This is a genomic window from Catellatospora sp. TT07R-123 (assembly GCF_018327705.1).
GTDB lineage: Bacteria > Actinomycetota > Actinomycetes > Mycobacteriales > Micromonosporaceae > Catellatospora.
On the sequence record NZ_BNEM01000002.1, the window covers coordinates 25,191 to 49,812 of the forward strand.

30 protein-coding genes and 2 tRNA genes are annotated in these 24,622 nt (G+C 73.1%); 20 read left to right on the forward strand and 12 right to left on the reverse strand.

All coding sequences use genetic code 11. The features are described 5' to 3' along the window. Positions 1-96 precede the first annotated feature (96 nt). From Cs7R123_RS20435 to Cs7R123_RS20455, 5 genes are all read left to right on the forward strand, one after another. Positions 97-273: a hypothetical protein gene (locus Cs7R123_RS20435; protein WP_212829321.1), complete on the forward strand. Its 177-nt coding sequence runs from the start codon at positions 97-99 to the stop codon at positions 271-273. A 109-nt stretch (positions 274-382) separates the two neighbouring features. Continuing rightward, on the forward strand, positions 383-1,651 hold the full coding sequence (locus Cs7R123_RS20440; RefSeq protein WP_212829322.1) for a hypothetical protein: 1,269 nt from the start codon (positions 383-385) through the stop codon (positions 1,649-1,651). Continuing rightward, positions 1,648-2,349, forward strand: coding sequence for a hypothetical protein (locus tag Cs7R123_RS20445; RefSeq protein ID WP_212829323.1), 702 nt, complete (start codon positions 1,648-1,650; stop codon positions 2,347-2,349). Before Cs7R123_RS20440 ends, Cs7R123_RS20445 begins: the two co-directional genes overlap by 4 nt. A gap of 15 nt (positions 2,350-2,364) precedes the next feature. Continuing rightward, the gene (locus Cs7R123_RS20450) at positions 2,365-2,826 is read left to right on the forward strand and encodes an HIT family protein (protein ID WP_244872039.1); all 462 of its coding nucleotides are present in this window, start codon (positions 2,365-2,367) and stop codon (positions 2,824-2,826) included. Between the two features lie 58 nt (positions 2,827-2,884). Beyond that, complete coding sequence (locus Cs7R123_RS20455) at positions 2,885-3,307, forward strand: NUDIX domain-containing protein (protein WP_212829325.1); 423 nt, start codon at positions 2,885-2,887, stop codon at positions 3,305-3,307. A gap of 37 nt (positions 3,308-3,344) precedes the next feature. On the opposite strand, the gene Cs7R123_RS20460 is transcribed toward Cs7R123_RS20455, so the two are convergent. Both Cs7R123_RS20460 and Cs7R123_RS20465 read right to left on the reverse strand, forming a co-directional pair. Beyond that, a complete protein-coding gene (locus tag Cs7R123_RS20460) occupies positions 3,345-3,938 on the reverse strand; it encodes a Clp protease N-terminal domain-containing protein (protein WP_212829326.1) in 594 nt (197 codons plus the stop codon). Next, the gene (locus Cs7R123_RS20465; protein ID WP_212829327.1) at positions 3,938-4,174 is read right to left on the reverse strand and encodes an HTH domain-containing protein; all 237 of its coding nucleotides are present in this window, start codon (positions 4,172-4,174) and stop codon (positions 3,938-3,940) included. Before Cs7R123_RS20465 ends, Cs7R123_RS20460 begins: the two co-directional genes overlap by 1 nt. Positions 4,175-4,348: 174 nt before the next feature. On the opposite strand from Cs7R123_RS20465, the gene Cs7R123_RS20470 reads away from it, so the two are divergent. The 4 genes from Cs7R123_RS20470 to Cs7R123_RS20485 all read left to right on the forward strand — a co-directional run bounded on the left by Cs7R123_RS20470 (position 4,349) and on the right by Cs7R123_RS20485 (position 8,641). Further along, entirely contained in the window at positions 4,349-6,025 is a 1,677-nt protein-coding gene (locus tag Cs7R123_RS20470) for a glycosyltransferase family 39 protein (protein ID WP_212829328.1), read from the forward strand. A 31-nt stretch (positions 6,026-6,056) separates the two neighbouring features. After that, the gene (locus Cs7R123_RS20475; RefSeq protein WP_212829329.1) at positions 6,057-6,965 is read left to right on the forward strand and encodes a site-2 protease family protein; all 909 of its coding nucleotides are present in this window, start codon (positions 6,057-6,059) and stop codon (positions 6,963-6,965) included. Between the two features lie 125 nt (positions 6,966-7,090). Further along, positions 7,091-7,624 carry a hypothetical protein gene (locus Cs7R123_RS20480; protein WP_212829330.1) on the forward strand — a complete coding sequence of 178 codons (534 nt, stop codon included), beginning with the start codon at positions 7,091-7,093 and terminating at the stop codon, positions 7,622-7,624. A gap of 42 nt (positions 7,625-7,666) precedes the next feature. Next, on the forward strand, positions 7,667-8,641 hold the full coding sequence (locus Cs7R123_RS20485) for a hypothetical protein (RefSeq protein WP_212829331.1): 975 nt from the start codon (positions 7,667-7,669) through the stop codon (positions 8,639-8,641). A gap of 5 nt (positions 8,642-8,646) precedes the next feature. Here Cs7R123_RS20485 and Cs7R123_RS20490 read toward each other — a convergent pair whose 3' ends face one another. Further along, complete coding sequence (locus Cs7R123_RS20490; RefSeq protein ID WP_212829332.1) at positions 8,647-9,333, reverse strand: alpha/beta hydrolase; 687 nt, start codon at positions 9,331-9,333, stop codon at positions 8,647-8,649. A gap of 85 nt (positions 9,334-9,418) precedes the next feature. On the opposite strand from Cs7R123_RS20490, the gene Cs7R123_RS20495 reads away from it, so the two are divergent. The 3 genes from Cs7R123_RS20495 to Cs7R123_RS40985 all read left to right on the forward strand — a co-directional run bounded on the left by Cs7R123_RS20495 (position 9,419) and on the right by Cs7R123_RS40985 (position 13,099). Beyond that, positions 9,419-10,039, forward strand: a complete 621-nt coding sequence (locus Cs7R123_RS20495; protein ID WP_212829333.1) for an SAM-dependent methyltransferase — start codon at positions 9,419-9,421, stop codon at positions 10,037-10,039. 43 nt (positions 10,040-10,082) lie between these two features. Further along, positions 10,083-11,102 (forward strand): hypothetical protein, encoded by a 1,020-nt coding sequence (locus tag Cs7R123_RS20500; protein WP_212829334.1) that lies wholly within the window; start codon positions 10,083-10,085, stop codon positions 11,100-11,102. Between the two features lie 143 nt (positions 11,103-11,245). Beyond that, positions 11,246-13,099 (forward strand): sigma-70 family RNA polymerase sigma factor, encoded by a 1,854-nt coding sequence (locus Cs7R123_RS40985; RefSeq protein ID WP_212829335.1) that lies wholly within the window; start codon positions 11,246-11,248, stop codon positions 13,097-13,099. 106 nt (positions 13,100-13,205) lie between these two features. Here the strand turns inward: Cs7R123_RS40985 and Cs7R123_RS20510 are convergent. The 7 genes from Cs7R123_RS20510 to yaaA form a co-directional block, all read right to left on the reverse strand. Next, positions 13,206-13,279: transfer RNA gene (locus Cs7R123_RS20510), tRNA-Leu, on the reverse strand. 70 nt (positions 13,280-13,349) lie between these two features. Further along, a tRNA-Trp gene (locus Cs7R123_RS20515) sits at positions 13,350-13,422 on the reverse strand. Positions 13,423-13,790: 368 nt separating this feature from the next. Next, positions 13,791-14,372 carry a dihydrofolate reductase family protein gene (locus tag Cs7R123_RS20520; protein WP_212829336.1) on the reverse strand — a complete coding sequence of 194 codons (582 nt, stop codon included), beginning with the start codon at positions 14,370-14,372 and terminating at the stop codon, positions 13,791-13,793. Positions 14,373-14,434: 62 nt separating this feature from the next. Further along, positions 14,435-15,274, reverse strand: a complete 840-nt coding sequence (locus Cs7R123_RS20525; protein ID WP_244872040.1) for an AraC family transcriptional regulator — start codon at positions 15,272-15,274, stop codon at positions 14,435-14,437. A gap of 133 nt (positions 15,275-15,407) precedes the next feature. Next, positions 15,408-16,358, reverse strand: coding sequence for a hypothetical protein (locus Cs7R123_RS20530; protein WP_212829337.1), 951 nt, complete (start codon positions 16,356-16,358; stop codon positions 15,408-15,410). Then, a complete protein-coding gene (locus tag Cs7R123_RS20535; protein ID WP_212829338.1) occupies positions 16,355-17,257 on the reverse strand; it encodes an alpha/beta fold hydrolase in 903 nt (300 codons plus the stop codon). Before Cs7R123_RS20535 ends, Cs7R123_RS20530 begins: the two co-directional genes overlap by 4 nt. A 19-nt stretch (positions 17,258-17,276) precedes the next feature. Next, on the reverse strand, positions 17,277-18,062 hold the full coding sequence (yaaA, locus tag Cs7R123_RS20540) for a peroxide stress protein YaaA (RefSeq protein ID WP_212829339.1): 786 nt from the start codon (positions 18,060-18,062) through the stop codon (positions 17,277-17,279). 118 nt (positions 18,063-18,180) lie between these two features. Here yaaA and Cs7R123_RS20545 point away from each other — a divergent pair, with 118 nt between their 5' ends. The 3 genes from Cs7R123_RS20545 to Cs7R123_RS20555 all read left to right on the forward strand — a co-directional run bounded on the left by Cs7R123_RS20545 (position 18,181) and on the right by Cs7R123_RS20555 (position 19,476). Further along, positions 18,181-18,624 (forward strand): NUDIX domain-containing protein, encoded by a 444-nt coding sequence (locus Cs7R123_RS20545; RefSeq protein WP_212829340.1) that lies wholly within the window; start codon positions 18,181-18,183, stop codon positions 18,622-18,624. 173 nt (positions 18,625-18,797) lie between these two features. Further along, positions 18,798-19,052, forward strand: coding sequence for a hypothetical protein (locus Cs7R123_RS20550; RefSeq protein WP_212829341.1), 255 nt, complete (start codon positions 18,798-18,800; stop codon positions 19,050-19,052). A gap of 16 nt (positions 19,053-19,068) precedes the next feature. Beyond that, entirely contained in the window at positions 19,069-19,476 is a 408-nt protein-coding gene (locus Cs7R123_RS20555; RefSeq protein ID WP_212829342.1) for a DUF3052 domain-containing protein, read from the forward strand. Here Cs7R123_RS20555 and Cs7R123_RS20560 read toward each other — a convergent pair. Further along, positions 19,473-19,889, reverse strand: coding sequence for an HIT family protein (locus tag Cs7R123_RS20560; RefSeq protein WP_212829343.1), 417 nt, complete (start codon positions 19,887-19,889; stop codon positions 19,473-19,475). The two genes, Cs7R123_RS20555 and Cs7R123_RS20560, sit on opposite strands and share 4 nt — an antisense overlap. 42 nt (positions 19,890-19,931) lie before the next feature. On the opposite strand from Cs7R123_RS20560, the gene Cs7R123_RS20565 reads away from it, so the two are divergent. Then, positions 19,932-20,486, forward strand: coding sequence for a YbaK/EbsC family protein (locus Cs7R123_RS20565; RefSeq protein WP_212829344.1), 555 nt, complete (start codon positions 19,932-19,934; stop codon positions 20,484-20,486). A 25-nt stretch (positions 20,487-20,511) separates the two neighbouring features. On the opposite strand, the gene Cs7R123_RS20570 is transcribed toward Cs7R123_RS20565, so the two are convergent. After that, positions 20,512-21,240 carry a hypothetical protein gene (locus tag Cs7R123_RS20570; RefSeq protein WP_212829345.1) on the reverse strand — a complete coding sequence of 243 codons (729 nt, stop codon included), beginning with the start codon at positions 21,238-21,240 and terminating at the stop codon, positions 20,512-20,514. A gap of 117 nt (positions 21,241-21,357) precedes the next feature. Between Cs7R123_RS20570 and Cs7R123_RS20575 the strand changes: the two genes are divergently transcribed. The 4 genes from Cs7R123_RS20575 (at position 21,358) to Cs7R123_RS20590 (ending at position 24,621) form a co-directional block, all read left to right on the forward strand. Next, entirely contained in the window at positions 21,358-22,530 is a 1,173-nt protein-coding gene (locus Cs7R123_RS20575) for an MFS transporter (protein WP_212829346.1), read from the forward strand. A 68-nt stretch (positions 22,531-22,598) separates the two neighbouring features. Further along, positions 22,599-23,063 carry a DUF3307 domain-containing protein gene (locus tag Cs7R123_RS20580; RefSeq protein ID WP_212829347.1) on the forward strand — a complete coding sequence of 155 codons (465 nt, stop codon included), beginning with the start codon at positions 22,599-22,601 and terminating at the stop codon, positions 23,061-23,063. Positions 23,064-23,072: 9 nt separating this feature from the next. Continuing rightward, positions 23,073-24,029, forward strand: coding sequence for a phosphotransferase (locus Cs7R123_RS20585; protein WP_212829348.1), 957 nt, complete (start codon positions 23,073-23,075; stop codon positions 24,027-24,029). Between the two features lie 94 nt (positions 24,030-24,123). After that, positions 24,124-24,621: a hypothetical protein gene (locus tag Cs7R123_RS20590; RefSeq protein ID WP_212829349.1), complete on the forward strand. Its 498-nt coding sequence runs from the start codon at positions 24,124-24,126 to the stop codon at positions 24,619-24,621. Position 24,622: the final 1 nt, after the last annotated feature.

Here is a 24,622-nt window from a genome sequence, read left to right on the forward strand (position 1 = left end):
CGCGCGCCGGGCAGCCCGGCGCGCGCCCCAGATCAGCACAGACGCTTTCGGCGGCTGTCCGCCCGGGCGGACCATGCATCCGTAGACTGACTCGACATGGACGACCTGACACTGGACCGGCTCATCGCCGCCGCTCTCGTCGAGGACTATGACTGGGACGGGGAGCAGGCCGAGGAGGCGGTCGCCGCGTGGCGGGACAGCGGGTCGGACGACGGCTGGGACGTCGACGCCATCGCGGAGAGCATCCATCGGGCGTCGGAGGATGAGGACTGACCGCAAGCCGACCCACTGCGACTGACGGCAGCAGTACGCAGTGCCCGGGTTAGTGTGTCCAGCTATGGGCGCGACTTACAAAGCCATCCAACTCGGGGCAGACATGCTCATGACGGATGGTGAGGTCATCCACCCGGTCCCGGCGGGCGTCTACGAGCCCGGCCTCGGGGCGGTGCTGGCGCGGCTGGCCGACCGGTTCGATGACGAGGGTGTCGTCATGGTGGACCTGGACGCGGCCAAGGCCATGCGGCTCCCGACCACCCGTGACGGGCTGGCCGCCGTCGAGGGCGACCACGACCTGCTGCGGGAGATCCGGTCGGACGGCTGGGAGGTCAGGAAGCTCACCGACTGGACGACCCTGCGGCGGGAAGGGCTGGTGCTGCGGGTCGGCCTGCTGCCCGCGATCGACCCGGCGACGTTCCCGCTGCTCGACCCGGACCCCAAGGACGGCATGGGCACGCTGACGTCCCTCGCGCTCTGGCACCGGGTCACGGGCAGCGCCTACCACGGCACCACCGGGATCGCGGGCACGGCGGTCCTCAGCCGCCTGACGAGGGTCGGCACCAAGAAGATGGAACCGACGTGGAAGCCCAAGATCGAGCTGGTCCCCGGGTTCGAGGACGACTACCACGCCGATCACTTCCGCGCTCCCGCGTCCGGTATGAGGTTCGCCCACGCCTACGACGCGAACCGCGCCTACATCGCGGCGGCCGCGAACGCGATCCTCGCCCCGTGGCAGCTGAAGCCGGGCGGCACGGCCTTCGACCCGAAGCTGGGCGGCTGGTGGCTGTGCGAGCTGTCGCCGTGGAACGACAAGCGCATACCCGACCCGGCCGGATACTCCGCCGCGAAGGGCCCGCGCTGGATTTCGACCGCCACTGTCGCCCTGTTGCAGGACCTGACCGAGCAGGGCGTGTACGGCGGAGTGACGATCAAGGACAGCCGGGTCTCGCAGGGCGCGGAGCTGCTCCGGCCGTGGGCGTGGAAGATGCGCGACGCCTATGCGGCCGCGGCTGGGGCGACCGACGACCCGCGCGACGCCGACCGGGTCCTGAAGGCGCTCAAGGAGGCCGGGCGCAAGACGCTCGGGATGCTCGCCAGCGAAACGAACTGGATCTACCGGCCGGACTGGTGGTTCTCCATCATCGCCACGGACCGCGCGAACCGCTGGCGCAAGATGTGGCGGACCGGCCGGGAGGAGAATCGGTGGCCGCTGTGGGTGGACGTGGACAATGTGTGGTACGCCTCCGACATCGAGGACGGCATCGCCGCGATCCCGGCCGGGTGGAGCCTCGACCCGACCGGGATGAAGCTCGGGGCGTACAAGCACAAGGCGACCCGTAAGAGCCGTGTCGCGGGAACCGAGGTCGGCAGATGAGCGGTCTGGGCAACCGGCTGGTCAGCGTGATGCGCGGCCGGGAGGTCGAGCAGGCGCCGATGAGCTTCCGCGAGAAGGCGGAGGAGCTGCGGCGTACCGTCGGGGTCACCAAGGGTGCGCAGATCGCCGGGGTGGACCGGCGCACGTTCCAGCGCTGGTTCGAGAAGTGGAACGCCGGCAAGGACCCGAAGCCGCGCCGGCACACGCTGGACAAGGTGGACTTCGGCGTACGCCGGGCGTGGGCCGCGACCGCGCCCGATGACGCGGCCGTGGTGCTCATCGTGAAGGACCGCAACGACCCCGGCCGGGCCCCGCGCACCATCAACGCCAAGCAGCTCAAGCTCTCCCCCGGCACGATGGCGCGGGTCGCCGAGGTGTTCGTGCAGACCGGCGACACCGAGGCCGCTGCCGCCGCGTTCCTGGCAGGTGTGGAGGACCGCTTCTACCGGCGCTGGCTCACTCCGCCCAGGGGTGACCGGGAGGCCGCCGAGTGGGAACGCGCGGGTGGCGGGGCGGCCGCCGTCGTCGTCCCCGCGCCGCGGCACGCGGCGGGCGAGGACGAGTTCGCGCAGGACCTGGACGAGGTCGCCGGGCCGGAGGTGCCGGAGACGGCCTACGACGAGTTCATGGACGCCATCTACGACGAGGGCGTGGCCGAGGTCCCTGATGAGGACGTGTACGGCGGCGATGTCCAGTAACGGCGGGGAGTGAACGTGTACGAGCACGAGCCGCAGGGCTACCGGTGCCCGTTCTGTCGGCTGCTGGCCGGTGGTGAGGACGCGCTGAACGGGCAGGACGACATCGTGCGGCGTACGGAACTGGCCACGGCGCTGATCTCGCCGCGGTGGTGGCCGAACAACCACGGCAACGTGCTGGTCGTGCCGAACGCGCACGTCGAGAACCTGTACGACCTGCCGCCGGAGTACGGGCACGCGGTGCACGACCTGGTGCGTGAGGTGGCGATCGCGATCCGGTCGACGTACGGCTGCGACGGGACGTCGGTGCGCCAGCACAACGAGCCCGCGGGCAATCAGGACGTGTGGCACTACCACGTGCACGTGTTCCCCCGCTACGCCGGGGACGAGCTGTACGCGTCGGCGCCGATGCCGGGCTATGCGAGCGCGGAGCAGCGTTCGGTGTACGCCCGGCGGTTGCGCCTGTTCTTCGCCGGGTGATCGGCTTGCCCGGTGCCTGCCGGGTCGGTCAGGCTGGACGTGGTGGGAGGCGGTGGGTATGGCACGGCGTCGGGCAGCGGCGGTGATCGTCCGGGACGGGCATGTGCTGATGGTGCGCGAGCGCGGTCGGGGCCCGGAAGGTCGCCATGACGGAGTGGAGTACTGGACCCTGCCCGGTGGCGGTATCGCGGCCGGGGAGTCGGCGCAGGACGCGGTGGTGCGGGAGGTGGCCGAGGAGGTCGGGCTGACCGCGGTGTCGGTGCGGCATCTGGCGGACATGCCGTTTCCGTCGGGGCCGACCACGGTGTTCGCGGTCGAGGTGGCGCCGGGTGAGCCTGTGCTGGGGGCCGAGGACTACGGCTGCGACTGCCCGATGATGGTGGGGCTGGACTGGGTGCCGCTGCCGGGGGTGGTGCCGCAGTCGGCGGGGATCCCGATCGCCCCGATGATCGTGGCGTGGCCGGTCGGGGACGCCGGTTAGGTGCCCTGTGCCGCGGCGCCGGCTGCCGCGACGTGGTTCAGGCGGGGTTGTCGTGGCCGCCGATGGCGGCTTCGGTGTCGCGGCGCAGGTCGCGCAGGTCGATCCCGGCGTCGGTGATGACCTTGGCGGCGAGGCCCTTCTCTTCGCGGATGATGCCGAGGAGCAGGTGTTCGGTGCCGATGTGGTTGTGGCGGAGCCGGAGGGCTTCGCGCAGGGCGAGTTCGAGCACGACCTTGGCGCGGGGGCCGAAGCGGCCGGTGCGGGGTTCGGCGCGGCGGCGGCCGAACAGACCGCGGCGCGGTGGCGGCGGGGCGGGGTCGAGGGCGCCGGGTCCAAAGGTCTCTTCGAGTCTGGCGCGTACGGCTTCGAGGTCGATGCCGATGGCTTCGAGGGCTGCGGTGTCGGCGGGGCCGAAGGGCTGAACGGTGCCGACGAGGCGGGTGACGGCCGCGGTGACGCGGGCGTGGTCGAGGCCCGCGGCGGAGAGGACGTCGTAGGCGGTGCCCGCGTCGGGGTGCAGCATGGCCAGCAGCAGGTGCTCGGTGCCGATCTGGGGATGGCCGAGCTGGCGGGCCTCGGCACGGGCGGCGAGCACGGTGCTGCGGGCGGCGGTGGTGAATCGTTCGAGCATCAGGCGTCCCGTCGGTCGGTGTCGGGCCAGCGTCCGGCGTGCTTCTTGTGCACGGCCTGGCGGCTGACCTCGAGGGCGTCGGCTATGTCCTGCCAGGACCAGCCGTGTTTGCGGGCGTTGCCGACCTGGAGGATCTCAAGGGTCTCCAGCAGGCGGCGTAGGGCGAGGACCGCACGCAGCCCGGTTCCGGGGTCCGGGCTGCCTGCGGCGGCTGCCAGTTTGGTGGCGTCGCTCATGCTGTCAATGTAGGTTGACAGGGCGGCATTGTCAACTCAGGTTGACATATCCCCGTCCCTCGCCGACCGGGATGAGATTCGTAGGACAAATATCACTGTTTGCATCGCTTGCTGGTGAGTTGTCCGTTATCTGGGGTGGTGTTGCCCGACATTCCGACGCACTGGACGGACCGCATGAAATTGGCCCTGCCCGGCCGCCCCCGCCTGAGCCTGTCCCGCCTCCGGTTGCCCCCGATGCAGCCCCCGCGGCTGCGCACGCTCGTCGACCTCGGCCTGTGGGCGGTGGTGGCCGGGGTCGTGTTCTTCACCTTCCAGTACCGGCTGCAGCACTCCCCCGGCCAGACCGTCGACAACGACGACGGCATCTACTGGCAGACCGCGCTGGCCCTGGCCGACGGGCACCGGCCGTACTCGGAGGTGTTCCACGCGCAGCCGCCGCTGTTCGCCTGGCTGCTGGCCGTGCCTTTCCGCGACCACCCCGGCGACGTCGCCGCGGGCGCGCACGCGGGCCGCTGGCTGATGGTCGCGTTCACGCTGCTGCTGGTGGCCGCCGTCGCCGGGATCGCGGCCACGGTGCGCGGACCGCGGGCCGGGATGCTGGCCGCGCTCGGCGTCGCGGCGATCCCGCTGGTCCAGCGGTACAGCTACCAGTTCGGGGCGGACCTGCCGACCGCGGCGCTGGGCGGGATGGCGCTGCTGTGCGCCATGCGGGCCAGGATCGCCGGACGGCGCCGGGCCCGCTGGTGGTGGCTGGGCGCGGGCATGATGCTGGCGCTGGCCACCATGGTGAAACTGGTCGCGATCGTGTTCGTGCCGGCCCTGCTGGTGGCGTGGCTGGTGTCGCGGCCGCTGCCCGACCCGGACCCGGACCTGGCGCAGGACGCGCTGGCCCGGTGGCGGGCCCAGGCCGCGGCATGGGCGCGGCGCACCGCCGCGGCGGGCGCCTGGATGGCGCTGGGATTCGCCGCGGCCGTCGCGGCGGTGCTGGCCTGGCTCCGGCCGCCCAGGCAGTCCTGGGATCAGGTGTTCGGGTTCCACATCACCGCCGCCGAGCAGCCCGCGACCCACGACGTGTACCGGTTCGTCACCTCCGGCGGCCCGTGGTCGATGCCGCTGCTGATCGCGACCGGGATCGCCGCGCTGGTCGCGGTGTGCTGGCCCGCCGGGGCGGTACGCCGGACCGGGGTGCTGGCGCTGGTGCTGTGGGCGGCCGCGGTCGTGCCGTTCGAGCAGCTGCACCACCCCACGTTCAAGCACCACCTGCTGATGTTCATGGCGGCGTGGGCGGGGGTGCTGGCGGTGGCGGTGGCCAGCCTGTGGTCGGGGCTGCGGCTGCGCCGCCTCGGGGTGCTGACGGCCGCGGTGGTGCTCGCCGGGGCGTGGGCGTGCGTATGGCAGGCCAGGCACTGGGAGGTGGGTCCGTACGCCGCGCCGACCGCGGTCGAGGCGTGCGTGCAGCGGCTGCCCCGGGACCTGACCGTGGTCACCGACGACCAGGGCATGATCTCGCGGGCGGGGCTGCGTACCGCGCCATGGCTGGCCGACACGTCACACGTACGGCTGGACTCCGGCCGGCTGTCCGATGCGGAGGTGATCGCCGCGGCCCGCGGCGCCGACGCGGTGTTCCTGTCCACCGGACGGCTGAAGAAGCGCCCGAAGGCGGTCACGTGGATCCGCGAGCACTACCCGGTGCTGTACCGCAGCGGCAAGTACGAGCTGTACGTGCACGACCGTGACCTGGTGTCGTGGTGTGTGGGCAAGGTCGGCACGCCGGAGCAGGTGCTGCCGAAGCCGAAGCCGACGGCGCCGCCCGCGACCACCGGCACCGGCCGGACCGGCACGGGGACATGACCGTGGAAGGGCTCGGGTAGCCTTGCGCGCTATGAGCAGACCCGCAGGCGACGCCGAGGACCCGCTCGACCGGCTGGCGGCCGAGGAGGACTGGGCGCGGCGGGCTCGGGCGGTGGAGAACGAGGTGGCGCGGGGGCGCCGGATGCGGTCGCTGCGGCCGTCGCTGCCGCGCCGCTCCGGCGGCCGCAGTGGCGGGATCTCGCTGCTGTTCGTGGCGCTGGTGGCGCTGACGGTCGTCAGCGGGGTGCTGATGTGGACCGGGACCGGTCCGGCGGGGCTGCTGGTGTTCGTGTTCACGCTGGCCGGGTGGCTGGTGACGCTGTGCCTGCACGAGTTCTCGCACGCGCTGGCGGCGCACCGCGGCGGTGACCACACGGTGGTCGAGAAGGGGTACCTGCGGCTGGACCTGCGCCGGTACGGGCATCCGGTGCTGACCTGGCTGCTGCCGCTGCTGTTCCTGGTGATGGGCGGGTTGCCGCTGCCGGGCGGGGCGGTGCTGATCGAGACGCACCGGCTGCGCAACCGGCTGCGGGACTCGCTGGTGTCGGCGGCGGGCCCGGCGGTGAACGTGGTGGCCGCGGTGCTGCTGCTGTTCGTGGTGGGCATGTTCGGGCCGGTGTTCGTGTTCGACGCCCCGGATGCGCAGGCGGTGTTCTGGGCCGCGCTGTCGCTGATGGCGTATCTGCAGGTGGCGACGGCACTGCTGAACCTGCTGCCGGTGCCGGGGCTGGACGGGTACGGGATCATCGAGCCCTACCTGCCGCCGGGTGCGCGCCGTACCGGGGAGAAGATCAAACCGTTCGGGCTGATCCTGGTGTTCGTGCTGCTGTACGTCCTGCGCGGCCCGTTCGGCTGGCTGACCGCGTCGATCATGGGCTGGACCGGGGCGCCGCTCTTCGGCGCGGGGTACGGGTTCGACCTGTTCCGGTTCTGGCAGTAGCGCGTCCGGGCGGCGGGTTCGGGCTGACCGGACGAGGCGGGCGGGGGCGCGGCGCGGCTAGGCTGCGCCGCGTCAGGGCCCGCCGCTCCGGGTCGCGGGCTGTCGTGGACGGAGTTGGCCGACCCGTGGGTTCCGGGCAGGTGACCAGGCCGGTGGTGCTGGTGGTGGTCGTGGCGTCGGTGCTGCTGGCGCTGTGGCGGTCGGGAGTGGTCGCACCCCGGTTCGCGCTGGGTGAGCAGCCGTCGGTGCACCACGGCGGGAGCCCGCCGTCGCAGACGATCACGATCCGCAACGACGGCTGGACCGACATGACGCTGCTGGCGGTGGGCCGCGACGGGCCGGGACTGCGGCTGGTCGGCACCGATGTGGCGCTGCCCTACCGGCTGGCGGCGGGGCGGTCGGTGAGCATCGAGCTGCGGTATGAGGTGACCGACTGCGGGCTCGTGCCGACGGACGCGTGGCCGGTGCCGGTGGTCGCGGACGCGGCGGCGGGACCGTACCGGCGGTATTTCTTGCTGCCGCCGGAGGAGATCGGGTCGGGGTGGCCGTTCGACTGGCCGGGGCCGGTGCCGTGGCAGCGGGCGATCTCGTGGGGTTCCTGCCACAGCATGTACGACCTGACGCCGGGCCGGGGCGGGGTGACCGGGCGGCCGCTGTGAATCCGGTTGCGGCCGGTCGCGGGGCGGGGGTTGACTGCCCGGATGTGGGTGGAGATCGCGTGTGACGAGTCCGGGTACGAGGGCGAGAAGCTGATCGGGACGACCACGGCCGTGTTCGCCCATGCAGGTCTGGACCTCGACGCCGCCGCGGCCGAGGACTGCATGCGGGAGCTGCGGGAGCGGATCCGGTCGCCGGCGACGGAGTACAAGGCGAACCACCTGCTGCGGGACAAGCACCGCCGGGTGCTGGTATGGCTGCTGGGCGAGCAGGCGCCCCTGGTCGGCCACGCGCACGTGTTCCTGCTGGACAAGGCGTTCTACGTGCTGGGGAAGGTCGCCGACCTCCTGCTGGCGGCGCCGCAGGCGGCGCTGGGCGTGGGGCTGTCGGCCGACGGGGCGGCGCGGCAGGCCGCGCGGGTGCTGTACGGGGCCCGGCCGGCGCTGCCTGCCGGCGCATGGTCCACGCTGCTGCATACCGGCAATGACCTGCTGCGGGTCCGCGACCGGCAACTGACCGCCGAGCCGGTCGACCGGTTCGCGCGGGCGCTGGACGACCTGGTCGCGGTCGCGCAGGACGGCGAGGCGGCGCAGGTGCTCGCGGCGATGCGGGCGGCGGTCGGGCGGGCCGTGGCGTTCCGGCGGCGGCTCGCCGACGAGCCGGAGTCGACGGGGCTGCTGGATCCGCTGCTGCCGGCGCTCGTGGCGGCGGTCGGCTGGTGGAGCCGCGACGGGGCGCCGGTGCTGGTCGCGCACGACCGGCAGACGACGCTGTCGCCCGAGCGGGTGGCGCAGCTGCGGCGGGACCTGCCCGCGCTGGCCGGGTTGGGGCTGGTGGCGTCGTCGGGTGATGCCCGGGTGCAGCTGGCCGACGTGCTCGCCGGGGTGATCCGCAAGATCGCCACGGATGAGCTCGACGGTGCCGGGGACGCGGAGCTGAGCGCACTGGTGCGCCCGTACCTGCACCCGGACGCGGTGTGGAGTGATCCGCGCAGCTGGGCGGTCCTGACCGGACCCTGACCGGGTCAGCCTGCGGCGGCCTGCGCGATGAGGTCGGCGACCGGGACGGGCTGCGAGGCGAGCGAGGCGTGGCCGGCGTCGAGTTCGATCGTGGCGCGGGGGTCCATGCGGGCGGCCATCCGGCGCTCGTTGTCGGGGTGGATCATCCGGTCCTGGGCCGACACCTGGTACCAGACGGGCTTGGTCCGCCACGCGGGCGCGGTGATGGTGTCGCCGAACGTCGAGGCCAGCGGCGCCTTCTGGGTGACGGCCATGACCAGGGCCTCGTCGTCGGGCAGGTCCTGGCAGAAGCTGTCGCGGAACCGGTCCTGCGCGATCCACAGGTAGCCGTCGGAGTCGGGCGGCCCGATCGCGCCGAACGCCTGCGGCGGCAGCTCCTGGCTGATGCCGCCGGGGCTCTCCCCCGCGTCCGGCGCGAACGCGGCGACGTACACCAGCGCGGTGACATTGGGCAGGCCGCCTGCCTCGGTGATGACGGCGCCGCCGTAGGAGTGGCCGACGAGCACGACGGGTCCGGGGATCTGCTCGACCATCTTGCAGGTGCGGTCGGCGTCGGCGGCCAGCGACGTCAGCGGGTTCTCGACGGCGTGCAGCGATGTGAAGCCGCGCCGGTGCAGCTCGACGATGACTTTGGCCCAGTGGGCGGCGCCGCCCCAGAATCCGTGCACCAGCACGATCGTCGGTGTGGCCATCGCGGGTCCTCCCTGGTCGCCGGGGTGCTTTCTCAGGCTAGGGCCGGGGCAGGCCAGGTCGCGGCCGGATCGCGATACTGGACCGGTGACCGACTGGGCGGACTGGCACCGCGACTACACCGACCCCGGCTCGCCGCTGTCGCAGCGGCTGGCGCTGGTCCGCGCGCACATCGGGGCGTGGCTGGACCGGCGGCCGCAGCCGCTGCTGCGGGTCGTCAGCGCCTGCGCCGGGCAGGGCGACGACCTGCTGGGGGTGCTGGCGCAGCGGCCGGACGCGGCCCGGGTCAGGGCCCGGCTGATCGAGTACGACCCGCGCAACGCGGCCGCCGCGACATCCCGGGCGGCGGCGCTGCCCGGGGTGGAGGTGGTGTGCGCCGACGCGGGAGGGCTCGCGTCGTACGCCGGGACGGTGCCCGCCGACCTGGTGCTGCTGTGCGGCGTGTTCGGCAACGTCGACGACGCCGACGTGGCGGCCACGGTCGCGGCGCTGCCGTCGTTGTGCGCGCCGGGCGCGACGGTGATCTGGACCCGCTCCCGGCGGGCGCCGGACCTGACCCCGGCGATCCGGGGCTGGTTCGCCGACGCCGGGTTCGCTCAGCGGGCGTTCGACGCCCCGGACGAGGTCCTGTTCACCGTCGGGGTGCACGAGTTCGGCGGCGCACCGGCTCCCCTGCCCGGTGGCGGGACGATGTTCCGGTTCCGGTGAACGCGGGGTTCCGTGCCGGGCCGGGTTGGCCCACCATGGTCGGATGGACGTACGGCGGGTGGGGCTGGCAGGGCTGACAGGGCTGACCGCGGCGGTGGTGTGGGCGGTCGGGTCGGCGATCCACATGCCGCTGATGCAGCCGAGCGGGGTGTGGATCGCCGACGACGGCGTCGCATACCCGAACGTGGCCTCGAACAACACGTACTGGCCGCGCGAGACCCGGGAACTGGCGATCCTGCTCGCATTCGCGGGCCTGGTGGTGGCCTGCGGCTGGTCCCGCCGGGCCCTCTCGGTCGGCGCGGCCGCGACCGTGGTGTGGCTGGCCGCCGACCTGGCCGTGGACCGGTACGACGTGTCGGGCCCGGCCGCGGCGGTGCTGCTGGGGGTGTGCGGTGCCGCGTACTTCGCGGCGGTCGTCGTCCTGGTCGCGCGACTGGCACCGGCAGGGCCCGGGGGTGCGGCGGCACGGCATGTGGCGGCGGGGACGGCGGCGCTGCTGGCGGTGGGATCGCTGCTGGTGGTGACGCCGTGGGACGTCGTCGAGACGGCCGTGCAAGCCCGGCTGGAGACGGAACTGACCGTCGTGAAGGTGGTGCTGGCGGTGCTGTTCGCGGCATGCGCGGCCATGGTGGCGGGCGTTCCGGCCGCCAACCGGAGCGTCACGGTCGCGGCCGTCGCGGTGGCGGCCGTCTGCGCGACGGTGCTGGCGGTGCTGGCGCCGGTGGGGTTGCCGTTCGTACTCGCGCTGTGGGCCGCGACGGTCTCAGCACTGGTCGCGGTCGCGGCGCCGCGCGTGCGGGGCACGGCAGGCTTGGCCGGCCTGCTCGCGCTGGCCGTGCCAGGCGCGGTCGGCGGGTTCGCAGTCCTGATCATCGGGGGTATGGCCGTCGGCGGCCTGCTGACGTCGCTGGCGGGCAACCCGCCGGTCAACGGCGCAGACTCCGATATCGCGCTCGCGCTGGCGGTGTTCACGGTCGGGGTCTCGCTGTCGTGGGCGACGTGGGCGGTGACCGCGGTGCGGCCTGCGACGACCCGGTCGGCCGAGCCTGCGGTGCCGGCGTGACGGTGACACCGGATCCGGAGGACCCGCAACGGTCCAGGCGAGGGAAATAGACCAGCCGGGCTCAACGCGGCTGACCGGCGTTTCGCGCAACCTTCTGCGGATCGGGCCCGTGTCCCTAAGCGACGGATCTGACCACACGGACGGTGGCTGTGGAGTTTGTGGAGTTCTACCAGGCGACGGCGCATCGGACGCTTCGCTACGCGTACGGGTTGACCGGCGATCTCCCGCAGGCGCAGGACGTCGTGCAGGAGGCCTACGCCCGCGCATGGCAGCGCTGGCGGCGGCTGAGCGGCTACGACGACGCGGAGGCATGGGTGCGGCTGGTGGTCTCGCGACTGGTCTTCGACTGGTGGCGCCATCTGCTGGTACGCAAGAACGTCGTGCTCGGGGTGCCCGCCACCGTGCCGGCACCGTCGGAGGAGACGGTGCTGCTGGTGGCGGCCATGAAGCAGCTGCCCGAGCGGCACCGGCGGGCGCTGGCCCTGCACTACCTGATGGACATGTCCATCGGACAGATCGCCGCGGAGACCGGAGCCAGCGAAGGAACGGTCAAGTCGTGGCTGTCGCGCGGACGCGACGAGCTGGCGGCGGCGCTGCGCGACGAGGTGGACCAAGTCAAGATCCCGCCGGTCGGCAGCGTCGCGGAGCTGGGACTGCGCAAGCGGCGTCGGCGGGTGGTGGCGTCGGTGACGGCCGGCGGCCTGGCCGTGCTCGCGGCGATCGTGCTGGTCACGGGCCTGCTGGGGCGTAGCCGCGCGCTGCCGCCGCCCGCGGTGACGCCGACCGGCAGCCCGATGGAGTTCTCACCGATGCAGCGGGTGGCCGGTGTGTCGATCGCCAAGGAGCCTTTCACACTCGGCATCCAGGACGGCCGGGGGTTCGCCGTCGTACAGCTGGCCGACAGCGTGCAGGTGACCGGCGTCGATCTCGCCACCGGCGTGACGCTGTGGCCGACGGTCACGATTCCGGGCCGGATACAGGACGGCGGCGGGGCGAGGCTGGTTCCCGGGGCCGTCGTGGTCGCGCAACACAGCCTGTTCGCGGCGATCGACCACACCGTCGGCCACGTCTACGTCGTGGACACGGCGACAGGAAAGGTGCGCTGGCAGCGTGCCCTGGAGGTCGACCTCTCCGAGACCGTCTTCTTCCCCGGAGTCGCGGTGTACCTCGACGGGGTTTCCCACGTCGCCGTCGGTATCGACCTAGCCACAGGCGCGCAGTGGTCGATCGCCGGCCCCGTCGAAGAGGTCTTCGGCATGAGCAGCGTGGCCGATCTCGCACGGCTGGAGCAGAACGGAACCCCACCACGCACGGTCTTCAGCGGTGACGTCCTGTTCGCCGCCGACCGAAGCGGCACCATCACGGAGTATTCGGTGACCACCGGCCGTCCCACCGGCCGGACCTGGCCCAACCTGCCGCAGGCCGAGTGGTATGACGCGTACGACGGCGACATCTACCTCATCGGACAGCACGCGCTGACTCGCCTGCACCTGGCCGACGGGCAGCAGATCCAGGAGTTCGCCGGACACACGATCAGTGACTTCACGCCGTGCGGCGTCCGAGGGATCTGCGTGGTCGACGCAGAGGACGCCAGGTCGACGCAGACGACGGTGGTCGCCATCGTCGCGGGCAAGGAGGCCTGGCGTGTCGCCATGCCGGGTGTCACCACGCTGGGCCCGATCGGCACCAGCGTGAGAGTGAACCGATCCGTTGAATACGACGCCAATGTCGTACTTGACGATCATGGACGACCGACCCTCACCGTGTCTGGCCGTACCTCCCTGTCGCGGCTTGACGCCGGCAACCTGCTGGGCGTCAACATCGAATTCGGCGACAAGCAGGTGCGCCTGCGACTGTCGGGCATCCCGGTCGCCACCATGCACGAGACCGACCTCGGCCAGCTCACCTTGCCGAGCAGCCTGGACTATGCCGGAAGCGGCAAGTTCCTGCTCGTCGCGACGGACGGCGAACTGGTGGTCTACCGCATCGCGAAGTGACTTCAGCACGCACCAGGGGACAGAGGCGATCGCGGCGGGCGGGCAGGGCGGCAGTCCTGCCCGCCGAACCCGCGCCACCGGCGAGGCCGTGTCGATCACGAACAGGTACCCGGGACAGGATTCGAACCTGCACTGAACGCGATCTGAGCGCGTCGCCGCTGCCAGCTGGGCTACCCGGGCGGGGGGTGGTCACGCCCTCATCCCCATGGGGCGTGACCGGACCTGCCACCGGCGCCGGTGACTGGTCGAGCACGGGTGACAGGATTCGAACCTGTAGCCGCCGGATTTGGAGGCCGGTGCTCTTGCCGTTGAGCTACACCCGCTGGAAGTGGTTCGGATAGACGAAACCGCCCTGACCCCGGTATGGACCGGGCGGGCGGCGAGCCTGCCGTGACGTCGGCACCTCAGTGGCGCCGGGCCGTCTTCGGTCCTTGCAGTCGGCGGTTGCGGTTGGCGTCACCGCTGCGTCCGGCACCGGGCAGGGCCGTCTCGCCGCGCGGCGTCTGCCATCGCGGTGCGAGCGGAACCTGGCGTGACATGTCTGTCTCCCGTGGCCGGTGGTGCTGGTTACGGGGTTTACCGTACGGGCGCGGCCGCCGGGCGGGCAAAGGATTTAACGGGTAGTCGTCGCTCATCCGCCGGCAGATCCCCAGGTGGCCTCGACCTCGACCTGGGCATCGTCGGCGAACGGTCAACGGCGCACCCGATAGCGCAGGTGAAGCACCCGGTTGCCCTGAACGACCACGTCAGGGCCTTCCAGCAGGTGCTGCGCGTCGACGGAGCCGAAGTAACGCTTACCGGACCCGAGCACGACGGGTGCGACGTCCATGCGTACCTCGTCGACCCAACCTGCCGCGAGCGCCTGGCCGCCGACGTCGCCGGCAGCGAACTCGACAGTGCGGTCACCCGCGAGCTCCTGCGCCTTGGCCACGGCCGCCTCGATACCGTCGACGAAGTGAAACGGCGCCTGGAGGTTCCAGCCCTCGGGCGCACCACGGTGACTCACCACGACCACATGGTCGATCCCACTCGGAGGCGTCCCATCCCAGCCGTCGGTGATGTCGAAGGCGTGACGGCCGACAACGGTCACCCCGACCTCGTCCCAGTACGGCCGGACGTGGTCGAACGAAGCCTGCGACACCTTCAGCACGCCACTGTCGTCCAGCGGCACGTCACCGCTGACCAGCCACTCGAAGATCGGACCCGGATCGTCGTTCTCAGCCGCGATGAAACCATCCACCGAAACCGACGCGTTCATGACCACTTTCCCCATGGATTCTCCCCTCTCCGGAGTCCCCAGTCTGGTGCGGCGCGAGCTGTCGCTCTTGTACGAAATCAATCGGCTGGGAGCGGCCAGCCGTCCAGGGCGTGGTCGGGATGATCGCGCAGGAATCGCCGCCGTGCTTCGGCGTACCGGGTCGGCGTGAGCCCGGTGAACTCCCGGAACTCGCGCACGAAGTGGGCCTGGTCGAAGTAGCCCGCGCCGGCGGCGACGTCTCCCCAGTCGATCGGTGCGGCGACGTCGAGCGCCAACACGGTGGAACTGAAGCGGTAGCTGCGAGCCAGCCGTTTCGGCGTGACACCGACTACGGCCTTGAACCGCTTCGCCAGATACGTGCTGCTGGCGCGGGCCGCCACACCGATGTCGCTGATCGGCACCGTCCCGCCTGTCGCCGCGACGGCGCTGCTCATCTGGCGGACCAGGTCAAGACCGTCGATCACCCGCAGCCGTCGCACCAGTTCCTCCTCCAGCAACATCAGCATGTCGTGCGGTGTGCCCGCCAAGGTCAGTCGGTGTCGCAAGGCAGCGACAGCGGGCCGGCCCCAGATCTGGCCCACCGTCGCAGGTCGGTCGCACAACTCGGCCGCGGGCATCGGAAGGAACGGTGCCAGGCCCCACGGCCTGAAGTGGACGCCCACGGACCGGGTCGGGGTCGGGTAGCTGAACTCCCACGCACGCGTGGGCGTGGTCACCGCGCAGCCGTCGGCGTACTCGACGGCGTCTACGTCGTCGCCTGCGCGGATGAGAAACGGCGCCCCGAGGTTGACGATGAGCAATGGCGCGGGCGCCGCCGGCAGCAGAAACCGGGAGTACGGCGGGGCGCCCGCCAGGTAGTAGAGGTCGCCGATCAGCCCGTCCAGCGGCGGACCGGGCACCCTGGACACATACTCCACGCTCCCATTATCGCCGACGGCCCGGCATCACACGCCGCCGTCAGCACCGACCCGGCGCCGATCCTTGACGGGTACCCCGGCGCATTTCGGTCCCCGACCACTCCCCACGTGGTGAAGAGCCGTTTGACGCCGGTCACACCGACCAGCGGGCCCGCAGCACTCCGTCGGGGTCGGTCATGATCGCGGCGAGCAGCGGCACGCGGTCGTCGGCGTAGCCGGACAGGACGGCCGCGGCGGTCGCGGCGGCGAGCGTGGCGCGGGTCTGGTCGTGGTCGTCTTCGGTGCACAGGCGTCCGCTGACGGTGCCGTCGGCGTCCTGCCAGACGACCTCGTGCAGGCCGTCGGGCAGGTCGGCGGCGACGGCGGCGGTGTCGTCGCGCAGGTCGGGCCATACCGTCAGCCGGGCGCGGGGGGCCAGGCGGGGGCGCAGGCCGGGCAGGCCGGCGGCGGTGACGCGGTGCCAGCGGGCGGTGTTGCCCGCGTAGCCCTCTTCGAGCAGGACCCGGTCGTGCCGGACGGCCAGGTCGGCCAGGTCGGCCCAGAACGTGTCGTCGGCGGGGCGGCGCGTTCCGTCCTCGTCGGCGGGGTCGTGGCGGTAGGGCGAGTGCGGGATCGGTTCGGGGTGCAGACCGAGGCGGCGGGTGTCGGCGACGGCCTGCTCGCAGGGACGGTGGCTGGCGATGTACATGTACTGGTCCCAGCCGATGTGGACGGTCAGCAGGTCGCCGTGTTCCAGGCGGCACCAGATCCGGCCCCAGAAGCCGCCGCTGTCGCGGAGCATGTGCTGGACGAGCTGCTGGGCTGCGGGGATGGCGACCTCGGCCCCGTCGTGGACGCCGTCGGGGAACAGGTCCGCGAGGGCGGGGTCGCGGTCGGGGGTGTTCGGTGCGAGGGCGGGTTCGCGTACGGCGAGGCGGTCGACGCCGCTGTCCCGGGCGAACGCGGCGACGGCGGCCAGGTAGGCGGCCTCGACCGGGCCGTGGTCGCTGGTGATGTCGAGCGGGCCCTGGTAGTGGCCGTGTTCGTCGCGGTCGGCGGGGTCGTACTTGGTGACGCGGTAGGCGTGGGGCGGGCCGCCGGTCATGCGGCGGGCGCGGGCGCGGTGGGCAGCAGCTCGTGGCGGCGCAGCCAGGGCAGGATGTGGGCGGCGAGTTCCGTCGGATGCTCCAGTTGCGGGACGTGCCCCGAGTCGAGTTCGACGTAGGTCCAGTGCGGCAGCCGGGCCGCGGTGGCGCGGGCCGACGCGACCGGGACGAGGCGGTCGTGTACGCCGTGGGCGAGCAGGACCGGCATGGTCAGGGCGTGCATGGCGCGCCAGTATCCGGCGGGTGCGGCCAGCTGCCGCAGCAGGGAGCGGCTGGCGGCCAGGTGCGCGGCGACGCGGGGCCGGGGTGGGGGCAGTTCGGCGTCGAGGGCGAGGGTGTCGGCGACGAACTGGTCGGGGATGCGGGACGAGTCGGCGCAGATGACGGCGAGGTCTTCGAGGACGCGGCGCCGGGGCGGGATCGTGGTCAGGCGGCGGCGCATGGTCCAGCCGGCGACGCCGGGGATGAGGTTGGTGAGGAACCTGAGGCGTACGGCGGGGTCGATGCGGGCGCCCTTGGCGATGGGGACGCTGGGGTCGACCAGGACGACGGCCGGGACCAGGTCCGGGCTGCCGGCGGCGGTGAGGGTGGAGATCATTCCGCCCATCGAGTTGCCGATGAGCACGGCGGGGCCGCCGATGACGTCGGCGAGGTAGCGGCGCAGCACGGCGGCGTTGGCGGTGACGGTGGTGGGCCGCCCGGCGGCCGGGGTGCGGCCGAAGCCGGGCAGGTCGAGGGCGTGGACGCGGGCGTGGGGGGTGAGTTCGGCGGCCAGGCGGGTCCAGTTGAGGTGGGAACCGCCGAGGCCGTGCACGAGCACGACCGGGGGTGCGCCGTCGGGGCCGCCGAAGTCGACGTGGTGGACGGGGCCGCCGAGGTCGGCGTACACGCTGCGCATGGCTGGCAGCGTACGCCGCCTACAGTTCGTTGACGATCACGTCGAGTTGCGGGGCCCTGCCGGTGGGGGTGGCGGGCTGCTCGACGGTGTACTTGAGGTCGCGCAGCGCGTCGGCGAGCTGCGCCGGGGTGCGCGGGGCGGCGCCGTCGAGCAGCAGGTCGCGTACGAGGCGGCCCTTGGTGGCCTTGTTGAAGTGGCTGACGACGGCGCGGCTGCCGTCGGGGCGTTCGTGCAGGACCCGGACGGTGGCGGTGCGGGCGGCGGCGTCGGCGCGCGGTGTCCAGGCGGGGGTGTAGGCCGAGGAGCGCAGGTCGAGGATGAGCCCGGTGGGGGCGGTCTCGGCCATGGCCTGGGCCATCGGGGTCTTCCAGTGGGCGGCGAGGGTGCCGAGGCCGGGCAGTTTGACGCCCATGGCGCACCGGTAGGGCGGGATGCGGTCGTCGAGCCGTACGGCGCCCCAGAGGCCGGAGAAGATGAGGATGGTGCGGGTGGCGCGGCGGCGGGCGGGGGCGGGCAGCCCGGCGAGGTCGAGGGCGTCGTAGAGGACGCCGGTGTACAGGGCGGCGGCGGGCATCGCCGCGGCGGTGGGCAGGGCGGCGTTGCGGGCGATCTCGGGCTGGAGGCCGGGGGTGAGGCCGAGGGTCTGCGCGGCGGTGTCGGCGTCGCCGCGGCACAGGGTGACCAGGGCGTCGAGCGCGGCGGCGCGGGCGGGGTGCAGCGGGGGCAGGGACAGGGTGGCCGGGTCGACCGGTTTGCCCTTGCCGGACGCGGCCTTGCCCTCCGACGGCGGCAGCAGGATCAGCACGCCGCCCACCATAGTCGCCGTGGTGCACGATCAACGACTGCGCCCGCCGCCTGCCTGCGGCGATGTAGACGGAAAGCACGGGACGGCACGGGATGCCGACGCGAAGTACGCTCGCCTCATGACCACGCGGATCGCGTTGACGGCCCTGGTGGGCCGGACCGGAGCAGTGCTGCTGCGCATGCGCGACGAGCAGTCGGCGGTGCGCGCCAACCGGTGGAGCCTGCCCGGCGGCGCCGTCCGGCCGACCGAGACCCCGGCCGTGGCCGCCAGGCGGCACATCGCCGAGCAGACCGGCCTGCCCGTCGACGCCGACCCGGTCGAGTTCTGGCACGGCTACCTGCCCGGCACCCACGTCGACGTGTACTTCTTCGCCGCCCCGACGTCCGCGTTCAGCCCCGACATCGTGCCGCGGCCCGGCGTCGTCGCCGAGTTCGTGCCCGGCGAGGAGGCCCTCAGCGGCCGGGCGTTCACGCCCGCGTCCGGGTTCGTGCTCGCCCGGTTCCTGGACTCCAACGAATACCTGCGGCTGGCGGGCCGGTTCTATCCCGTCGACCCGACCTGAGGCCGACCCTGCGCACCCCGGGCCTGCTCGACGCCGTGGCAGCGCGGCGCGGCCAGATCCGGTCGGCCAGGACGGAGGGCGGGATCACCCGCATCACCGTACGGTGTCGTGATCGGATCCGTCGGGTGAATGAGTGATCGCGCAGAGTCGATGGGCACGCTACCGTTGCGGCCATGTCCCCAGACGCCCTCATGGTCGGCATCATCGGCGTGCTGCTCGGTGTGCTGCTCGGCCGCCGCTGGCTGAAGATGACCCAGGCCCGCGCCGGGTACAAGGGAGCGGTGGCCGGAGTGCCGAAGGCGAAGGCGGCGCTGAAGGGCGCGCGCACCGCGTGGCTGCTGGCCACCCGGGCGGCGCTGCTGGCCGCGGTCCTGATGTTCGTGTACTTCCTGGCCACCACCACGGCGGTGTTCCAGTCCAACCGCTGAGTTCTAGGCTGGGCGGGTGAGCGAGGGCTATTCGGGCACGCCGCTGGCCCGCAAGCTGGGGATCAAAGCCGGGCACCGGGTCGCGCTGCTGCACGCCCCGGCCGGTTTCACGGTGCCGGACCTGCCCGACGGTGCCGCCGTCGCCGACGGCCTGCACGGCACCACACCACTCGACGTGATCGTGCTGTTCGCGGCGATGCGTACGGTGCTGGACCGGAACCTGGCGGCGGTGCGGCCCCGGATGGCCCCGGCGGCCGGGTTCTGGGTCGCGTGGCCGAAGCGGGCGTCGAAGGTCCCGACCGACCTGACCGAGGACGTGGTGCGGCAGGTGGCGCTGCCGACCGGGCTGGTCGACAACAAGGTGTGCGCCATCGACGCGACCTGGTCCGGACTGCGCCTGGTGATCCGCCGCGAGCTGCGTTAACCGGCCAGGGTCGCCGCGATGGCGTCGGCGTACTGCCGGGCCTGGTCGTCGTCGGTGTACTTGGTACGGGGCCAGAAGAAGCCGCGCAGCCCGTCGCCCTTGCGCCGCGGCACCACGTGGGTGTGCAGGTGCGGGACGCTCTGGCTGATCCGGTTGTTCAGCGCCACGAACGTGCCCTGCGCCTGGAGCCCGGTCTCGACCGCCCCGGCGACGCGCTGCACCAGCTGGAAGTACGGCCCGACCGTCGCCGCGGGCAGGTCGTGCAGCGTCGGCACGTGCGGGCGTGGCACCACCAGCACATGCCCGGGGAACACGGGGCGGGTGTCGAGGAACGCCACCGCCGCGTCGTCGGCGTGCACGACGAAAGCCGGCCGGTCCCCGGCCGCGATCTCACAGAACAGGCAGCCCTGCATGGCAACGGGAAGCTTATCGGCAGCGTGGCTAGTATCGGGGGCATGTCTGCCGCACCGATCGGAAAATTCGACGCCGCCTGGCCCGCCGCCACCCGCCCCGACCTGGTCGCCGCACCCGTGGCCGCCGCGCTGGCCGCCTGGACCGGGGTCGAGCCCGTCGAGTCGGTGCTGGCCGTCGACACCGACCCGGACCTGGCCGACACCGGCAACTTCGGCCAGGCGTACGCGGTCGAGCCGCACCAGTCCGCCAACTGCGTGGTCGTGGCCGCCAAGCGCGGCGAGACCGTCACCTACGCGGCGTGCATGGTGCTGGCCAGCACCCGTGCCGACGTCAACGGCCTGGTCCGCAAGCACCTCGGTGCCCGCAAGGCGTCGTTCGCGCCGATGGACGACGCCGTGACCCTGACCGGGATGCAGTACGGCGGCATCACCCCGATCGGCCTGCCCGACACGTGGCCGATCCTGGTCGACGCCGCCGTCGCCGACGCGCCCTGGGTCGTGATCGGGTCGGGTAACCGGCGCGGCAAGCTGATCGTGCCCGGCAAGGTCCTGGCCGGGCTGCCCGGCGCCGCCGTGCTGGAGGCGCTGGGCGTCTGAGCCGCGGCCAGGCGGCGCCGCGAGGTCAGGGCAGCGCCGCGAGCAGCCCCAGGAACTCCAGCCGCTGCTCGGCCGAGAGCGCCTGGTAGACGGGCGCGTCCCGGCGGTCGGTGTCGTCCTCGATCGCACGCCGGGCGGGGCTGTCCGGGTCCAGGGCACGCAGCTGCTCCAGGGTCAGCCCGGCCGCGGCCCACGCGGCCCGGTGCGCGTCGGCGCGGTGGTGGCGCAGCGCGCCCAGCCGGGAGCAGACCCGCAGCGCGTCGGAGGCGCCTTCGGGCTCGTACACCGGGGTCAGGGTCGTGAACGCGGGGCCGCCGGTGGCCCGGCCCGCCTCCAGCAGGACGGCCAGCAGCTCGGCCAGGCGCGGCAGCGCCGCCAGGCCCGGCATGGTCGGCAGGGTGGTCTGCGCCCAGTGCTCCTGCGCGGCGTCGGCGAGCACCTGCTGGAACTCCAGGACCAGCTCGCGGCCGGTGTCGGTCAGGTGCCAGGCGCCGTCGGGGCTGCGCCACGCGACGCCCTGCTCCACTTCGGTGCTCATGTCGGCGCCGGAGTAGGTGGTCGCGGCGGCGAACCCGGCGGCGTCCATGGGCCGGGCCAGCAGCCCGAAGTAGAAGCTGATCCCGAAGCCGGGGCTGCGGCCGGTGCGTTCGGCCAGGGCCCGCGCGTGCGGCATGGACGCGCGGCGCATGGACGAGTAGACGCGGTCGATGGCGGGACGGACGGTGGCGGCGTACTGCGTCGCCTGATCCTGCATTGCGGGCTCCCCGTGGACGGTGTGGCGTCGGCCGCGCACACGGTAGCGCCACCGCCGCGCTTCGGCCACCCGAGCCGGGACGGCGCGAACCGTCCGATGCGGATAATCTTGCCGCCCATGGGGATCTTGCGCGACGACCGCGACTTCCGGCTGCTGTGGTTCGGGTCTGCGGTGTCGCAGCTTGGCACATACCTGGTGGTGATCGCGGTGCCCGCACACCTCTACGCGGTGACCGGGTCGGCGTTGGCGCCCGGGTTCGCGCTGGCCGTGGAGGGGCTGCCCGCCGTCGTGCTGGGCCCGTGGGCGGGGCTGCTGGCCGACCGGTACAGCCGCCGGACGCTGCTGGTGGTCGGCAACGCGGTGGCCGCGGCCGGGGTGGTGCTGATGTCGGCCGGGACGGCATGGGTGTACGCGGGGCTGCTGGTGGAGAGCCTCGCCGCGGTGCTGATGGCCCCGGCGGCGCGGGCGCTGGTCCCGGCGGTGGCCGGCGAGCGGCTGGTCGAGGCGAACTCCGTCAACGCGTTCACGCTCGGGGTGGTGCGGCTGGCCGGGCCGCCGCTGGGCACGCTGCTGTACAGCCAGACCGGCCTCGGCACGGTCGTGGCCGTCGACGCCGCCACGTACCTGTTCGGGGCGCTGGCGGTGCTGGCGATGACGCGGCGGCCCGCCGCCGCCCCGCCCGAGGGCGAACCGGTCGGGTCGGCGCTGGCGGCGGGGCTGCGCTACGTCGCGGCCAGCCCCGTGCTGCGCGGCCTGCTGGCGACCAGCTGGGCGTTCTGGATGCTGAACGCGGCGCTGAGCGCGCTGCTGGTGCCGTACCTGGCGCAGCTGCTGCACCGGCCCGGCCAGGACCTCGGCTGGCTGATCAGCGGTCTCGGCGCGGGCTACCTGGCCGGGGCGGCGCTCAGCCGCCGGGTCGCCGACCGGCCCGCCCGAACCGTGCTGGTCACCGCGTACGCGGCCGTGGCCGCCGCGTTCCTGGTGCTCTTCAACGCCCCGAACCTGGTCGTGGCGGTGCTCGCCGCGGCCGCCGCCGGGGTTCCCGGTGCGGTCGCGGGTGTGACCGTCCACACCGCGCTGCCCCGGCTCACCCCCGACCGGCTGCTGGGCCGCGTCAGTGCCGCGTTCTACGCCAGCGACGCCGTGGCCCTGGTCACCGGCGCGCTGCTGGCCACCGCGGTGGCCGGGGCAGGGCTGGCACTGGTGCTGAACCTGCTCAGCGCCGCCGTCGCGCTCGTCGCCGCGGCCGGGCTGCGGCTGCTGCCCGCGCAGCAGGCCCCGGCCGCGTAGCGCAGGACACAGCCGAACTGTCGGCTGCCTCGCAGCGCCGCAGGCGGCGATCGGGTAACCATTGACGTATGTCTTCCCCAGCCGAGCAGCTGCTCACCGAACCGCTCGTGGTCGCTCGCGCGGCGACCTTCGCTGTCGTGCTGCTCGTGCTGTACGTCGGGCACCAGGTCGGCGACCACATCGCCCAGACCGACCACCAGGCCGAGGGCAAGGCCCTGGCCGGGCGGGACGGCTGGCGGGCCATGGCCGGGCACCTGCTCGGCTACCACCTGACCCTGCTGGTGCTGCTGCTGGGCACCACGACCCTGCTCGGCCTGCCGCTGTCGTGGACCGGACTCGCCGCCGGGCTCGGGTTCTCGCTGGCCACCCATGGACTGCTGGACCGCCGCTGGCCGGTACGGGCGATCCTGCGCGCGACCGGCTCGCCCCGCTTCGCCGAGCTGACCACCCCCGTCAGCGGCATGTACGCCGCCGACCAGGCCCTGCACCTGGCCGCGCTGCTGATCTCGGCGCTGCTGATCGTGGGCCTGTAACCTGCGCGCATGCCCGACACAGTGGTGCCCGACTGGGACGCGGCCCTGGCCTGGATCGACACCGCGCTGGCGGCCGCCGGGCGGCCCCGGACCGGTCCGGTCGAGCAGACCCGGGTGCGGCCCTGGTCACTGCTGGCCCGGGTGCCGGTCGACGGCACCGCGCTCTGGTTCAAGGCCAACGGCCACTGCTCCACGTACGAGGCACCGCTGCTGGCCGCCCTTGCCCGGTGGGCGCCGGGCCGGGTGCTCGAACCGGTCGCGGTCGAGCCGCTGCGCGGCTGGGCCCTGCTGCCCGACGGGGGCACCACCCTGCGCCGCGCCGCCCCCGACGACCCCGAGCACTGGGTCCTGATGCTGGCCCGCCACGCCGAACTGCAACGCGACCTGGTCGGCCACACCGGCCGGATGCTGGCCCTGGGCGTGCCCGACATGCGTCCCGCGCGGCTGCCCGGACACCTGGCCGCGCTGCTGGCCGACCCGCTCGTGCACGCGACGGTGTCACCGGAGCAGTCGGCCGCGCTGCACGCGCACCAGCCCGAGTTCGCGCGGGTCTGCGCCCGGCTGGCCGAGAGCCCCGTGCCCGCGTCGGTGCAGCACGACGACCTGTACGACGGCAACGTGCTGGTCGGTGACGGCTACCGGTTCTTCGACTGGGGCGACGCGTCGGTCGCGCACCCGTTCGGGGTGCTGCTGGTCGCGCTGCGCGTGGCCGCCGACCGGTACGGCCTGCCCGCCGGCGACCCGGTGCTGCGGCGCCTGCGCGACGCCTACCTCGAACCCTGGACCGACCTGGCCGACCCGGCCGCGCTGCGCCGCGACGTGACGTTCGCCCTGGCCGCGGCCAAGGTCAGCCGGGCGGTCTCATGGCGGCGCTCCCTCGACGGCACCGACGCCGCCGCCATGGCCGAATACGGCGGCGAGGTCGCCGACTGGCTGAGCCTGCTGCTGGACCCCGACCTGGTGTGACCTGCTGGGGGCGTCGCCGCTTCCCGGACGGCGGTACATTCCCGCCGTGACGAACCGACTGTGGACCGGGTTGCCCCACCCGGTACGCGAGCAGGTGGACGGCCTGCTGAGCACGGGCGCGACGATGGAGGCGATGGCGCTCGTCCGCCGCGACGGCGGCCCGGCCGCCCTGAGACTGCACGACGTACGGGAAATGATCGATGCGCGCCGTGCCGAGCTCGGCATCCCGATCGACGACGGGACCATTCGGACGGACCTGGCTGAGGCCACTGCGGCGCTCGACGCGATCACCGTGCCGGTGGCCGCCGTCGAGGCGTTGTGGGACGGCGACAGCATCGGCTGGATCGTCGTGCTGTTTGCGATCGTGCGCCGCCCCGGCCGCGAGCACCCGGCCTTCGACGAGATGTGCCTGGGCGCCTTCCGGTACGGCGGCGACCTGCGGGTACTCAACGGGCAGGTGCCGCCGTGGCCGGAAGCCGCCGACGCCCGGCGTATCGGCACGGAGCTCGCCGACAGGCTCGGGGTGCCGTTCTACTTCCACAGCCCGGACACACCGGATACCTTCCTGCCTCGCTGGTGGAATCAGGGCTGAG

Coding starts and splice junctions, on each gene's coding strand:
- Cs7R123_RS20435 (WP_212829321.1), top strand. CDS start 97: ATGGACGACCTGACACTGGACCGGCTCATCGCCGCCGCTCTCGTCGAG.
- Cs7R123_RS20440 (WP_212829322.1), top strand. CDS start 383: ATGACGGATGGTGAGGTCATCCACCCGGTCCCGGCGGGCGTCTACGAG.
- Cs7R123_RS20445 (WP_212829323.1), top strand. CDS start 1,648: ATGAGCGGTCTGGGCAACCGGCTGGTCAGCGTGATGCGCGGCCGGGAG.
- Cs7R123_RS20455 (WP_212829325.1), top strand. CDS start 2,885: ATGGCACGGCGTCGGGCAGCGGCGGTGATCGTCCGGGACGGGCATGTG.
- Cs7R123_RS20460 (WP_212829326.1), bottom strand. CDS start 3,938: ATGCTCGAACGATTCACCACCGCCGCCCGCAGCACCGTGCTCGCCGCC.
- Cs7R123_RS20465 (WP_212829327.1), bottom strand. CDS start 4,174: ATGAGCGACGCCACCAAACTGGCAGCCGCCGCAGGCAGCCCGGACCCC.
- Cs7R123_RS20470 (WP_212829328.1), top strand. CDS start 4,349: ATGAAATTGGCCCTGCCCGGCCGCCCCCGCCTGAGCCTGTCCCGCCTC.
- Cs7R123_RS20475 (WP_212829329.1), top strand. CDS start 6,057: ATGAGCAGACCCGCAGGCGACGCCGAGGACCCGCTCGACCGGCTGGCG.
- Cs7R123_RS20485 (WP_212829331.1), top strand. CDS start 7,667: ATGTGGGTGGAGATCGCGTGTGACGAGTCCGGGTACGAGGGCGAGAAG.
- Cs7R123_RS20490 (WP_212829332.1), bottom strand. CDS start 9,333: ATGGCCACACCGACGATCGTGCTGGTGCACGGATTCTGGGGCGGCGCC.
- Cs7R123_RS20500 (WP_212829334.1), top strand. CDS start 10,083: ATGGACGTACGGCGGGTGGGGCTGGCAGGGCTGACAGGGCTGACCGCG.
- Cs7R123_RS20520 (WP_212829336.1), bottom strand. CDS start 14,372: ATGGGGAAAGTGGTCATGAACGCGTCGGTTTCGGTGGATGGTTTCATC.
- Cs7R123_RS20530 (WP_212829337.1), bottom strand. CDS start 16,358: ATGACCGGCGGCCCGCCCCACGCCTACCGCGTCACCAAGTACGACCCC.
- Cs7R123_RS20535 (WP_212829338.1), bottom strand. CDS start 17,257: ATGCGCAGCGTGTACGCCGACCTCGGCGGCCCCGTCCACCACGTCGAC.
- Cs7R123_RS20545 (WP_212829340.1), top strand. CDS start 18,181: ATGACCACGCGGATCGCGTTGACGGCCCTGGTGGGCCGGACCGGAGCA.
- Cs7R123_RS20550 (WP_212829341.1), top strand. CDS start 18,798: ATGTCCCCAGACGCCCTCATGGTCGGCATCATCGGCGTGCTGCTCGGT.
- Cs7R123_RS20560 (WP_212829343.1), bottom strand. CDS start 19,889: ATGCAGGGCTGCCTGTTCTGTGAGATCGCGGCCGGGGACCGGCCGGCT.
- Cs7R123_RS20565 (WP_212829344.1), top strand. CDS start 19,932: ATGTCTGCCGCACCGATCGGAAAATTCGACGCCGCCTGGCCCGCCGCC.
- Cs7R123_RS20570 (WP_212829345.1), bottom strand. CDS start 21,240: ATGCAGGATCAGGCGACGCAGTACGCCGCCACCGTCCGTCCCGCCATC.
- Cs7R123_RS20575 (WP_212829346.1), top strand. CDS start 21,358: ATGGGGATCTTGCGCGACGACCGCGACTTCCGGCTGCTGTGGTTCGGG.
- Cs7R123_RS20580 (WP_212829347.1), top strand. CDS start 22,599: ATGTCTTCCCCAGCCGAGCAGCTGCTCACCGAACCGCTCGTGGTCGCT.
- Cs7R123_RS20585 (WP_212829348.1), top strand. CDS start 23,073: ATGCCCGACACAGTGGTGCCCGACTGGGACGCGGCCCTGGCCTGGATC.